Below are 12,892 nucleotides of genomic sequence, written 5' to 3' on the forward strand. Positions count from 1 at the left end.
GTGGATAGGAGACCCACATGACCGCCGAAATAGTGATCGCTGAGGACGATGAGACGACCCGGGAAGCCGTCGAATTCAACCTGACTGAAAACGGATGGGACGTGGTGGCGTTCACAGATGGTGATGCGTGTTGGGAGCATCTCGGATCACGGACCAGCGATACACCAGATCTCGTGGTCTTAGACGTGATGATGCCCGAACTCGATGGCCTTTCCGTCCTCGAACGTATCCGGAATCACGACGCACTCGTGGATCTGCCAGTCGTCATGTTGACGTCCCGCAACCGGGAGGAAGATATCGTGCAAGCACTCGACGCCGGTGCTGACGATTTTGTGGCAAAGCCCTTCTCGGAAGCCGAACTTGTGGGGCGAATCGAGGTCGTTCTCGACGCAGTCTGAGTGTCGAGTGGTAGTCGTTCACATGCGTAGACCTTTAGGTATCAGTCTCGTTTCCTTTTGTAATGTGGGTTGCTACGCTGTTGGCCGTCGTAGGGTTACTTGGCGTAGCAGTGACGACACAGTTTACTGGCTACCGACTCGGTGGAGCGATCACCGTCCCGGTCCTCGCAGTGTACACGCTCAAAAACGTCCTGATGGTGCCGGTGTTCGTCCTCAGTACTATCGCAGCGTACATCGGTCTCTGGTATCTTCGACAGCGAACCCTGATCTACGGTCGAGACCAATTCGTCGCCGCATTAGTCATCGGAACGTCAGTCCCGTTGGTAACGCTTCTTGGGCTGACTCAGGTCGGGTTTGATGCAGATCTCATCGTGTTTATCGGCAGCATTCTCCCCGGTCTCGCGGCCTACAACTTCCACAGCATCAAGCCGGAGTTTCGCCGGAACGATTTACTCGCAACGATAGGACTGTTTGCAGGACTGGTCGTCATCGGGTGGGGACTGGTCACGCCGGGGATAGCTGCCCGATTCGGGACAGTGACGCCACCGGTGTTGTTCGCAGAAACCGCCGACGTTGCGGTGTATAAAAATGCAGTTGTTGATATTTCAGCAGAAGCAGTCGTCATTTCGAGGGAAGTCGTGGCCGGTCTCTTCGTTCTCGGTCTTCTGTTATCCGAGCGTATCCGAGGGAGATTTGGCGTCCGGGTGGGGGTCATTACGGCTGTCCTGCTGGCAGTCTACGCCCTCACAAACGCCTGGCTGATCGCCATGTATCTCGTGTTAGTGGTTCTTGCATTTGGCTTCGTTCAGGCGGTGAACGCCGCAATACTGCGGTATGGCCGGGTACTGCTCGGAACCACCACCGCGTTTGCACTTCTCGTGGCAGTGCCACTCACGCTCTCGCTCCCGATTAGTCGTGGGCTGTCTGCGTTTTTCATTGCCTTCCTCGCGGGCATCACAGCGTATAACGCTCACGTGACAGGGCCATTCGAGCGGCGTCTGGTACTGCCTCTCCAAGCAGTCGTGTTCGTTCCAGCGGTGCTCGTGGCTCGGCTGTTCGCCACACCGGAACCGAAGGGCATCCCACAAGAACTCACGCTTCCAGTGATACTGATAGGCGTGTTCGTCGTGTTGGTCGGCTTGGGGATCGGGCGCTGGTATGCGGTTGACAAACCTGACGAGTCCGAGGTCCTGTCGGCATCCGTTCTGTCGGGAGGTGACTCATGAGCACGACTGCATACGAGATATACGGGCGAGGGTTCGGTTGGTCGTGGCGACTCCGTATTCAGGAACGCGTGGTTGCGACCGGAGGCCATCACTACGATACGTCACAGGAGGCCCGACAGGCTGTCGACCGAGTTCGAGGAGCAGTTGCCTCGCTCGGCGGCGATGAGGACGCGTTCGAAAGCGAGGATATCAGCGATCCGCGAACGATTGTCAGAGAAGACCCGACGCCGTCCGGCGAGCTTCCACAGGATCGGAACAATTGGGTGTGGCAATTACAGACACCCGAGCGCACACTCGCCAACAGTGCAGACCGGTTTGCTACGGAGAGCGATGCCAGGCATGCGTTAGAGCGGTTCCTAGAGCGGGCCACGGGTGCCCTCCCCATGTTCATGGTCGGTGCCGAATACGAGTGGCGGAACGAACCGCGGTCTATCGAGGTCGGGAAGCCGAGCCTGACCGGTATCATTAAGGAGTTAACACGAGGGTTCCGTCACCGCAAAGCACTCCGACGCCTGGACACTCGCATCGCCGTGGCGGGGAGTCGTGGCAAGACATCGACGACCCGCCGCCTCGACGACGTGTTCAATCGCCGGGGCTACGATACGCTGACGAAGATTACCGGGAATCATCCGACACTCATCCACAACGGCGAGGTTCACCCCATCGACCGACGCGGGCCTCGGACGACGCTGTACGAGAACATCAGCGTGATCGGGGAGTTCGCTCCGGAACTCGATGCCTATGCCGCCGAGGATATCGGCATCTTCGAAAATCAGGGCATCACCGAGTACACCACCCGGCTCATTAATCAACAACTCATCGATCCGGACATCGTCATTCTCACCAACGTCCGTCAGGATCACAACGACACGCTCGGCAAAACGCGAACCAAAATTGCCCGATCATTCGCACGGTCGGTCTCCGCCGGGACACACGTCATTAGTGGGGAACAACACCCTGTTCTCCACGAGTATATGGGAGAAGAGATCGAACGGCGGGGCGGTACCATCGAACAGGTCGAGATTCCAGAACGACACGAGGGGATGATCGGGGCAGAAACTGCCCACGCGATTGACGCGGTTCTGTCGTTTCTCGGCGAATCGCCTCTGCCCGACGGTGAACTCGAAGCGTTTTTAGATGCGATCCAGCCGGAGTGGACCCGACTTCCCGACGGTCGTGTGTTCAACGCAGCACAAGTGAACGACGTCGAGAGTACGGAAATGGTCCGCCAGGCACTCGTTTCGGAAGACGAACAGATACTCCCGTTCGTCTATCTCCGACGAGATCGACGGGGGCGAACCGCCTCCTTCGCAGAGTACGTTGACCTTCTCTACGACCAAGGCCACATCAATGAAGTTCACGTCGGTGGGGCCAACACGCGGGCCTTCGCCGAGAGCACTGATCTTCCGGTGACCCAACACGACGACGACACCGACGCCGACACTGTGCTGACCAATCTTCTCGCAGGGACAGACCCTGTCGTCATCATGGGAAACACCGTCGATGAGTTCATGCGTGAGTTCGAGCAGGCAGTAAGCACTCGAGAAAAAGAAGCCAACGAACCAATCAAACAGAAGTAGAACTCTATTACCGCTGGACTGAGAATGGGTTGTACCGATCACAATAGTGTGCTGAACGTACCCTCTGTATGCCGCAGGCCGTTTGTATCGACTGGGTAGGGTTTCAACAGAGCCAGTCCATCATTTTTCTATCAAGGTGTCTTTTATCAGATCAATGGATCAGTGGTCCCGTCGTGAATTCGTTCGGATTGCAACGGTCGGAGCGGGAGCGGGAATTGCCGGGTGTAACGCTCTTTCGCCGTCCGAGTCGACCGAAAACGATTTTCAGACAGAACAGACCGGTCAAAGATCCGCACGTAGCTCCGAGCCCATATCGGGGCGAGTTGTCGACATAGAGGGCGAGGGGATCACCGGTGCGACGCTGAAAGCGATCGTCCCAGGGAGAGGATCCGTAGCCGAGACAACCACTGATGAGCAAGGACGATTTGAAGTAGTGGAGGTCGACGGACCCATCTGGCTTCGCGCAACGAAAACGGATTTTATCGGACGGACTGTCGCTGTGGCTCCGGGAACGAGTCCTCGTATCAGACTCTCACCTCGTGAGGGAACAGTCGCGCTCAGTTTCGGCGGCGACGTAATGTTTGGCCGTCGGTTCTACGAGGACGACCACCCTCTCGAACCGCACTTCCAGATTCGACCTGATGACCGGATGGAATCACACCAGACGATACTACAGTACATCTCCCCCCTGTTAGAGGACGCCGATCTCACGTCAGTGAATCTCGAAACACCGCTGACGACGACGGCATGGAGACACCCCTCCAAACGGTACCACTTCGTATCGCACCCGGACGCCGCACCCGCGATGGCCGATGCCGGGATCGACTACGTCGCACTGGGGAACAACCACACGCTCGACGCGTTGACGCCGGGGTTGGATGAGACGTTACAGGCACTCTCTGCTGCCGGGATCGAACGGTCTGGTGCCGGCAGGTCCAGCACAGAAGCGTGGGAACCGACGTACTTCGAACGGCGGGGACTTACCATCGGCTTGGTCTCCTGTACTACCGTTACGGGCGACCAGTACGATATCGACTGGGCAGCCGACGACAACCAGTCCGAGACATACGCAGTGTCGGGGGACGACGTGGCCGGGACACCCGACACCGAGCAACTGACGGTCTCCGGGAGTGTCGGGGTAGCAGCGGCGACTCGCGACCGAATATCTCGGACGGTATCGGGGGTCGACGCGAACGCGGACGTAACGGTCGTCCAGATCCACGGCGGCTCCGAGTATCAACAGGAACCGACCGACAGAATCAGACGCCTGACCGAAACGGCAAAGACAGCCGGTGCAGACGTTGTCGTCAATCACCACCCACACGTAACCGGTGGAGTGGAACTGCAGGATGAGGCACTGGTCGCGTGGACGCTTGGAAACCTCGTGTTCGACCAGGAGTTCTGGTCGACGTTTCCGTCGTATCTCTTGACGGTCCACGTCACTGCTGATGGTATCACCAGAGCGTACGTTGACCCGCTCCTGATTGAAGGCTACGTTCCGAAAGGGGTGGTCGACAAACCGAGGACGTGGCAATTCCGGGAAACAGCCGCGTTGTCGTCGGATGAGTTCTCGCTTGACCACAACAGGCTGGAGTACGTCGCAAGAGACGAGACACCGGCCCGGACAGCAACCCGAACGCTGGACGGAGACGGGACGATATACACGCGGAACTCGGGATGGGTCAACCGAGTCATAGACGGGGCGGAATCTGTCGAACTGGGCCGTGACCTCCTTCCGACTGGGACGTTCGACGACCCTGATATCGACGACGGACGGCACGAAGGTCCGTTATGACGGTTCAGTCGTGGATCGGACTCCAACGGTCCGGAGTTCGGATACGACGGGAGTGGCGGGATTCAACTTTCCCGAACCGCAGACAACACCCAGCGGTCGATTCTGACGACGGCCGCGCGAGTTCCCCTAACCGGGCCGACGACCCTTCTCGGCCAGTACCGCCACGAGACGGACACCCGACTGGAACTGCTCGTGCGATGGTACGAGTCGACCAGTGGTTCGGCACTCGATTCAGTGTCGATCGACCTCGACCGAACGACTGGCTGGGAACGTCTCGAACGGTCGCTGTCGACACCTGAGGAAGCTACCTATGTCCGTCTCTATTTCCGGCTCTATCCTCCCGACGACGGAGAGAAACGGGCCGCCAACTTTGACAACATTCAGTTGGTCGAATGGACCGATTCAGCAACCAGCGGCGGCAAAAACTACGATTACCTCCGCGTACACGAGTCGTCGACCATCGAGTTTACATCGAGTAGCCAATCCGACGAGGCTATCTCGTGGGAAGCTCTCGATTAATCTATCTCGGTACGGAACGAGGGCGATACTGACGAACTTGGGCAAGAAATCGGTCAGGCGGTGTTTGACCTCTACGACCTCGAGGACGAAGACGTACAGGAGCACGTAAACAGGTACAACGGTCAGCACGATTCCGTTCGGCCGCTAGACCCGCTGGAGTGACCTCTGTTTAATTACTACTTTTCAACTGTCCTCTCTCAGAGGGTAGCAGACGCGATTCTCTGACGCTCGTCCACCTCTCTTCGCAAATGTATGGATAGAAACGTGGCCTCGGCACTCGAATCCCGACGAACTACCGGCACCACGAAATTATATAATAAAAACAGAACACATGGGTCGGTATTTGAACTCAATAGCGGCTGATAGATAGCCACCCAATATGGTGTTTTCGACGTCAGAAATCTACCGGCGCTACAGGGTTGCTCCGTGGCGTACGTCACGCTCCAGCGATTTCGGCGGAATCCCCACGGAGTCATCCTCTCTACAGAACGAACGGAACTCTCGTTGGCCACATGGTGAGAATTTGGCACAGATACTAATACTAGTTAACCAATCGGTACAACATGAGTGTGACTCAGTTCAATCCGGTCTTGTTTTACTTTCCGGCCATCATCTCAGTGGGTGTCGCACTGTTCGCGTGGCAGTACCGTTCGAATCCCGGCGGCAAACCGCTTATTGTCCATGGGTTTGGGTCAGCCGTGTGGATACTCAGTTATGGAGCAGGCACTAGACTCGACAGCCAACTGGTCGCTCCCAGTTTGCTGGGCGTTTCGTGGCTCGCTGCAGTCGTGGTGGCCATCTCCGGCATGTATGTCGCCGTAGAGTACACTGAACGAACATGGTTTAAGCGACCCCTGGTGCTGGGTAGTGTCGGTGGCTACCTCTGCCTGGAGGCACTGATGATTGGACTCAATCCCGGCAATCTCTTTTATACCCGTACACCGACGGTTGTTCAAAATGGGACACCGGTCTATGAGTTTGGCGTCTGGTGGGCGGTTCATCTCCTTGTGGTGTTTGTCGCAGCCACTGCTATGCTGGCGATGTTTCTGGAAGCATACGTGTACGAGAGTGGGACCTATCGTAAGCAGACCCGAACAATACTAGGGGGTATTGCAGTCATTTACATCGCGGCCATTGTTGAGGTTGCCGGACTCGAGCCGTATCCAGACATGCTGTACAACGCAACGATGGCCGGGAGTACAGTCCTGTCCGTGACGTTCCTCTGGGCGCTGTTCTACGCCGACTTTCTGGACCTGACTCCCGTCGCGCGCAGGACGTTGTTAGACGAAGTAGAGGACGCTACGTTTGTTCTTGATGACCAGGACCGTCTCGTGTATGCCAACCAGGTTGCTCAAGACCTGTTTAATACTGGGACAGAGTACGTTGGTATGCCGACAGACGCCTTTTTTCACTCAGACGAAAGCGAAACTCCCGATCAGTTTATGAAAAAGGCCAACGGTGGGACAGAAATTGTGACCTCGCCTGACAGTGAGAAACGATACTTTTCTGTGTCAGAGTCAGCGGTCGGCGCCGGTGGGAGAAACCATACATTCATCTTACACGAAATCACGGCAGAAAGAAAGTACAGACAGCACGTTGAAAAGCAACGAGACGATCTTGAGACGCTAAGTCAGGTTCTGAGACACGACATACGCAACGACCTCCAACTGATCACAGCGTACGCTGAACTCCTCGACGACGAGTGTGAAACAGAAGGCAAACAACAGTACATAGACACAATCAATGAGAGCGCTGACCACGCCATTGAACTCACGCAGACGGCGTGGGATTTATCAGAGGTTATGCTCTCAGACGATGTTGAGAAAGAGCGGGTCGATCTCCAAACGATTCTGGAAGGCGAAGTTACAGAAGTAAAAGCCTCGTATCCCGGTGCGACTCTTGAGTTCGGAACGCCGGTACCCTCAGTCACACTCGCAACAAACGAAACGGTCTCCTCGGTGTTTCGGAATCTGTTGAAAAACGCCATTCAGCACAATGATGAGGAGGTGGCTGAGGTGATTATCTCGGCAGTCGAACATGAGGAGACAGTAACAGTCCACATTGCCGATAATGGTCCTGGCGTCCCTGACGGTAGAAAAGAGGCAGTCTTCGGGAAAGGAGAGCAAGGATTAGACAGTTCTGGCACAGGGATAGGATTACATCTCGTTGAGAGGATTGTTGGCACACACGATGGTCAGGTGTGGATCGAAGATAACGACCCCGAAGGGGCGATATTCAACGTTGAACTACCCACAGTTTAAGATCGCCCGTGTGCGACGGTATCGACAGGTGAACGACTGGGATACTGGGTAAACACCCGCTCGAGAACAGGCTCTCCCTGGTGTCTACGTGCCTTACAGTTTTCACGAAGCGTTCTCCCAATCTCAGATAGGTACTGTTTCGCTCAGTTACTTAAGAGCCCGGTTGAAACCCATATTCCGCACCCCCTAATTGCAGTCCAATCAATTTTCCCTCTGGCGATTAGTCGATTTATTGTGCGAAATCAAACAGTATCAGTACCGACTTGCCGCACGAAACTTCAGAAGACATCAAAACAGCCACAGAGAGCAATAAAACGCGCTCTTGGGCCGGTTTCAGGTGGACCGAACGAGGCGACGAATGAGGCCGGAGCACCCGCTGAGCCGGCTACACACGATATGACAGTTAACCAATCAATCTGCAAAACCGCAAGAGGGGAAAATGACGCGATCGAGACCAAGGGGTGCGGAATATGGGTTGAAACCACTGGTACCAGTAAATCGGTGGCCTCGGCACTCATAGGGTTCGTCACTGCTGGGTGTCGAAGCCAACTCGGAACCGTGCCTCGTCATCGGCCGGGTACGGCTACGGCGAGGCGAAAAAAGAGGGTTCCCCCTCGGTCCGTGGGTCACGGTACCACGAATCTCAGGTACCTTATATGTCCCCCCAACGTAGTAAAGGTATGAGCAGTGAAAACAGAGAGTCCAAGAACCTCAGGATGCCGTCGGACGACGAACTCTTCGCGGTCGTAACAGAACACAACGGGGGCAATCACGTCCGCGTCCAGTGTGAGGACGGCGAGAACCGAATGGGTCGAATCCCCGGCCGAATGAAGTACCGTACGTGGATTAGCGAGGGCGACGTGGTCCTCGTGGAACCGTGGGATTGGCAAGACGAGAAGGCAAACATCGAGTGGCGCTACGAGGAAGCCGACGCGAACCAGCTCCGCCGCGAAGGCCACATCAACTGATTCTCTTCTTCTGTCTCGACTGCCCGGCGAGCGACGGCTACGCGACGCGTTCGCGGGCCGCGGCGACCAACAGCGGGAACGTAATCGTCGCGTCGGCGTAGACGGAGACGTTCCGGGCCGCCTTCTCCAACTTCCCCCACGAGCGCGCTTCGTCCAGCGTCGCGCCCGAGAGACCGCCGGTGTTTGGTGGGTCCATCGTCAACTGCACCGCGTAGTCGTAGGCGTCCGGACTCACCAGCATCGTCTGGAGGACGAAGTTCTTCGGGACGCCGCCGCCGACCACCAGGGCACCCGCCTCCTCGGCGTCGAAGGCTTGGTCGGTAATCTCGTCCATGTCGGCCAGCGCGTCGAGCGAGAAGTCGCTCGTCTGGCCGTACATCCACGACTGCAGGCCCAGCACGGAGTCCTGTATCGCCGGGCAGTAGACCGGAACGTCCTCCTCGTACGCCGCGGCGGCGATGCCGGCCCGTTCCGCCACGTCGTCGCGGTCGTTCACCGCGGCGTTGGCCCGCCCCAACTCGGCGGTCAGTCGCTGGATGCTGACCGTCCCCTCCTCGGCCAGCACCGGGAACACCTCGTCGCGGAGGTGCCCCTCGAACAGCGTGAAGTGTTCCTGCGGGAGGTAGACGTTGTAGATGCGGTCCACCTGCTCGTCACGCAGTTGCTCGTCGTGTTCGCGCTCGGTGGCACCGTCCTCCGGGTCGGCGTGGCCGTGGTGGTGTTTCCCGCCGATGGCTTCGATGGCGTCGTGGGTGAGGTTCGCGCCGGTGGTCACCAGTGCGTCGACGTGGCCGTCCCGAATCAGGTCGGCGACGACGGTCCGCATGCCTGCAGGGACCATCGCCCCCGCGAGGCCGACGAAGTTCGTCACGTCGTCGTCCAGCATCTCGGCGTGGATGTCGACGGCCTCGTTGAGATTCGCCGCGCCGATGCCGCCGTCCCCGTACTCCGTGGCGAGTTCGCCGACGGTCATCCCCGCACGCGCTTCGGCGTGGGCGACCGGGTCGTGGTCGAACGTCTCCCGCTCCGGCGGCTCGTACTCGTCGGTCATGCCCGGGCAGTGGGCGGCCCCGCGTATCAACGCCGCGATTCGTGGTCCACTGTCGTGACAGCCACCGACCCACTCTGACTCTCACCCGCTCAGTTCGTCGTCGTTATCTCGACTACGTCGCGGTGGTCGAGTTCGTGGTCGGCACCGATTTGCCGGCCCGACCGGGCGTCGTGGCCGTGGAGGAACCCTTCGCCGATGTCGCTGTGGAGGAAGTACGCGAACTCCTCGGCCGTCGAATCCTCGGGGAGGACGAAACAATCTTGCAGGAACGTCCCGTCGTCGCGGGGGCTTCCGCTGCCGGGGAACACTGCGATGGCTCCGAACCGTTCGAACAGTGCCGTCTCCAGTGCCGACTGGACGCCCGTGCCGTCGAAGTCGGCGACGAACGACGCTATCGTGTCGAGACCGGCCGCCTGCTCGTCGCTCACGTCTTCGACTACCTCGAAGTCGCTCGCGCCGGGGCGGTACGCCACGACGCCCGACTCGTCTGCGGTCTTGAGTGCCTTCTCGGCGTGGGCCGACACCGGCACGACCGTCAGGTGGTCGTACTCGGGGTCGCTCGTGATTGCGTCGTAGTTCGCCTGTGCCGCGGGCGTGTCCATCTTGTTCGCGGCGACTATCATCGGCTTCGTGCGCATCCGAATCTCGCGGGCGAGCCGTTCCCTGTCGCTCTCGTCCCACGCGTCCGGGTCGAGCGCGAGGTCCAGCGAGAGAATCACCTGCTTTATCTCGTCCTCGTTCGTCCGGAAGGCACTCATCTGCTCGGCCAACTCCGTCTCGATGTCGCCGTTCTCGCCGTGGTAGCCCGAGCGGTAGCGTTCGATTCCCTTCTCCAGAATGTCGAGGTACCACATGTCCAGTTCCGCTTCGAGGAAGTCGATGTCCTCGCGGGGGTCGTGGTCTTCGGTCGGTTCACCCTCGATGTCCGTCTCGCCCGAGAAGTCGACCACGTGGACCAGCACGTCCGCCTCGTTGAGGTCCGTCAGGAACTGGTTTCCTAGGCCCTTGCCCTCGTGGGCACCCGGAACGAGACCCGCCACGTCGACCAACTTCACCGGGACGTACCGTACGCCGTCGCGGCAGAACCCGTGGTTGGGCGTACACTCGTGGTCGAAGTCCGGGGCCGCACAGTCGACGCGGACGTACGCCTCCCCGACGCTCGGGTCGATGGTCGTGAACGGGTACGCCCCTTCCGGCACGTCGTTCATCGTCGCGGCGTTGAACAGCGTCGACTTGCCCACCGAGGGCTTGCCGACGAGTCCGATAGTGTAACTCATTACCTCTGGGTCCCCGGGAGCGCGGTAAAGAGTTTCTTTCGTGATACGTTTCGCGTGACACTCTCTCGCAGGGGTTCCGGCGACTCCGAGGCGTGGGACCGGCCGTCGACTCGCCGCTCAGAGTCCCGTCGGGTGGTCGAGGAACGTCGTCTCGAGACCCCACTCGCCGGCGCGGTCCGCGAGTGCCCGGACGCCGAACGTCTCCGTCGCGTAGTGGCCGGCGAGGTACACGTCGATGCCCGCCTCCCGGGCCTCGTGGTAGACCTGCTGTTTCCCCTCGCCGGTCACCAGCGCGTCCGCACCGACGGCGACCGCCTCGTCCAACCAATCCACGCCGCTGCCGGTGACGATTGCCACGTCCTCGACCGTCCCGTCGCCGAACGGGAGGACCTGCACGCCCTCGCCACCGTGGTCGAGTTCGCTGGCGAGCAGGGTCTGTAATTCCTCGCGGTCGAACGGGTCGGTCGCCGTCCCGCGCTGGCCGACGTGTTCCGGGCCGAGTTCGCCGAACGGTTCGCGGTCCTCGAGGTCGAGCAGGTCGGCGACCCCCGCCGCGTTCCCCAGTTCCTGATGGCCGTCGAGCGGCAGGTGTGAGACGTACAGCGGGAGGTCGTGCTCGAAGTGTGGCGTGAGTCGCTCGTGGATTCGCCCCGTCACGCGGTCGATGCCGCCCCAGACGTAGCCGTGATGTGTCACGAGCAGGTCCGCCCCGGCCGCGACTGCGGCCTCGGCGGTCGTTCTGGCCGCGTCGACGGCGACGGCGACGTGGTTCACCTCGCAGTCGCGCGGGCCGACTTGGAGGCCGTTGGGACTCGCGTCGACGTCGGCGTAGGCGTCGGTCCGCAGCTCCGCGTCCAGCCGTGCTGTCACCTCGTCACAGCGCATGCGGTGCCCTTCCGAGTCCATCCGGGAGACGTTTGCGGTCGGTCACGACTCGGGTTCGACGAGGTGGTCGCCGTCCTCGGCGACGTATCCCTCGGCCACCAGCGCGTCGATGGCGTCGGCACAGTCCCGCGGCGAGAGGTCGTACGCGCTCGCGGCGACCACCTCGAACTCCTCGCGGTCCACCGGGAACTCCCGGTTCTGGAGGAGGCGGATGACCTTCTTCGCCGTCGGCGTCGAGAGTATCGACGGGGTGTCTCCGCCGTCGTCACCGCGCTCCGTCGTCGTGCTGTCGTCGTCTGGTGCCGTCTGCTCGGGACTCGTCTCTTCGGCGTGGTCGCTCGCTGTCCCGTGGTCGTCGTCTTCTTGCTCGTCGCTCTCTGTCCCGGACGCCGGTTCGCTGTCGGCGTCCGCGGATTCGCCGCCGACGACGTTCTGCCAGTCGTCCCCGACGCTGGACGCCGTTTCGGCCGTCGGCTCCGTGTCCGCGGTGCCCGTCTCGTCCTCGCTCTCCGGTTGTGCGGACGGCTCGGCTGTCTCGTCGCCGTCCTCGTCGCTGTCGTCGCCGATGTCGTGCAACAGGTTCGTGTCGCTTTCGAGCGTGGCCTTCTCGGAGACGGACACGTCTGCGCCCACGGTTTCGGCTCCGTCGCCCGCCTCCTCGTCGGCGTCGGTATCGTCGAGCGTGTCGGCGGCCGGCGTCTCGGCCGCGTCGTCGCGCCCCTCCGTGTCGAGAGCGTCGGCCGTCGCTCCCGGGTCGGCGACGGCGTCGAGTACGGCCGCGAGCTTCCGCCGGCAGGTCGGACAGAGCGAGACGGTCGGGTCGCCGCCGTCGGCACCGAGCGGGTGGGCCGAGACGGGCGCGTCCAGTGCGGTTCCACAGAAGTAACACGACGAGAGTTCCATCGTCGGGAGCCACTCCTCCCACGGTCTAA

Annotated in this window: 11 protein-coding genes; 7 read left to right on the forward strand and 4 right to left on the reverse strand. The window is 60.0% G+C overall.

What is annotated here, in order from left to right:
* Positions 1 to 17 precede the first annotated feature (17 nt).
* The 7 genes from MUG95_RS13780 (at position 18) to eif1A (ending at position 8,747) form a co-directional block, all read left to right on the forward strand.
* Positions 18 to 398, forward strand: a complete 381-nt coding sequence (locus tag MUG95_RS13780) for a response regulator transcription factor (RefSeq protein WP_247008783.1) — start codon at positions 18 to 20, stop codon at positions 396 to 398.
* Positions 399 to 460: 62 nt separating this feature from the next.
* The gene (locus tag MUG95_RS13785) at positions 461 to 1,624 is read left to right on the forward strand and encodes a poly-gamma-glutamate biosynthesis protein PgsC/CapC (RefSeq protein ID WP_247008785.1); all 1,164 of its coding nucleotides are present in this window, start codon (positions 461 to 463) and stop codon (positions 1,622 to 1,624) included.
* Positions 1,621 to 3,204, forward strand: a complete 1,584-nt coding sequence (locus MUG95_RS13790) for a Mur ligase family protein (RefSeq protein ID WP_247008787.1) — start codon at positions 1,621 to 1,623, stop codon at positions 3,202 to 3,204. Before MUG95_RS13785 ends, MUG95_RS13790 begins: the two co-directional genes overlap by 4 nt.
* A gap of 154 nt (positions 3,205 to 3,358) precedes the next feature.
* Positions 3,359 to 4,999 carry a CapA family protein gene (locus MUG95_RS13795; RefSeq protein ID WP_247008789.1) on the forward strand — a complete coding sequence of 547 codons (1,641 nt, stop codon included), beginning with the start codon at positions 3,359 to 3,361 and terminating at the stop codon, positions 4,997 to 4,999.
* 234 nt (positions 5,000 to 5,233) lie between these two features.
* On the forward strand, positions 5,234 to 5,518 hold the full coding sequence (locus tag MUG95_RS13800; protein ID WP_247008791.1) for a hypothetical protein: 285 nt from the start codon (positions 5,234 to 5,236) through the stop codon (positions 5,516 to 5,518).
* A gap of 563 nt (positions 5,519 to 6,081) precedes the next feature.
* The gene (locus MUG95_RS13805; RefSeq protein ID WP_247008794.1) at positions 6,082 to 7,779 is read left to right on the forward strand and encodes a histidine kinase N-terminal 7TM domain-containing protein; all 1,698 of its coding nucleotides are present in this window, start codon (positions 6,082 to 6,084) and stop codon (positions 7,777 to 7,779) included.
* Positions 7,780 to 8,459: 680 nt separating this feature from the next.
* Positions 8,460 to 8,747: a translation initiation factor eIF-1A gene (eif1A, locus tag MUG95_RS13810; RefSeq protein WP_256463856.1), complete on the forward strand. Its 288-nt coding sequence runs from the start codon at positions 8,460 to 8,462 to the stop codon at positions 8,745 to 8,747.
* Positions 8,748 to 8,784: 37 nt separating this feature from the next.
* Here the strand turns inward: eif1A and MUG95_RS13815 are convergent, their stop codons facing one another.
* The 4 genes from MUG95_RS13815 to MUG95_RS13830 all read right to left on the reverse strand — a co-directional run bounded on the left by MUG95_RS13815 (position 8,785) and on the right by MUG95_RS13830 (position 12,863).
* Entirely contained in the window at positions 8,785 to 9,798 is a 1,014-nt protein-coding gene (locus tag MUG95_RS13815; protein ID WP_247008800.1) for a deoxyhypusine synthase, read from the reverse strand.
* Positions 9,799 to 9,887: 89 nt separating this feature from the next.
* The gene (locus MUG95_RS13820) at positions 9,888 to 11,075 is read right to left on the reverse strand and encodes a redox-regulated ATPase YchF (RefSeq protein WP_247008801.1); all 1,188 of its coding nucleotides are present in this window, start codon (positions 11,073 to 11,075) and stop codon (positions 9,888 to 9,890) included.
* A gap of 117 nt (positions 11,076 to 11,192) precedes the next feature.
* On the reverse strand, positions 11,193 to 11,960 hold the full coding sequence (locus tag MUG95_RS13825) for a Nif3-like dinuclear metal center hexameric protein (RefSeq protein WP_247008802.1): 768 nt from the start codon (positions 11,958 to 11,960) through the stop codon (positions 11,193 to 11,195).
* A 42-nt stretch (positions 11,961 to 12,002) separates the two neighbouring features.
* Entirely contained in the window at positions 12,003 to 12,863 is an 861-nt protein-coding gene (locus MUG95_RS13830) for a prolipoprotein diacylglyceryl transferase (RefSeq protein WP_247008803.1), read from the reverse strand.
* Between the last annotated feature and the right edge of the window lie 29 nt (positions 12,864 to 12,892).

Origin of the sequence: Halorientalis litorea, from assembly GCF_023028225.1 — an archaeon.
Taxonomy (GTDB): Archaea; Halobacteriota; Halobacteria; order Halobacteriales; family Haloarculaceae; genus Halorientalis; species Halorientalis litorea.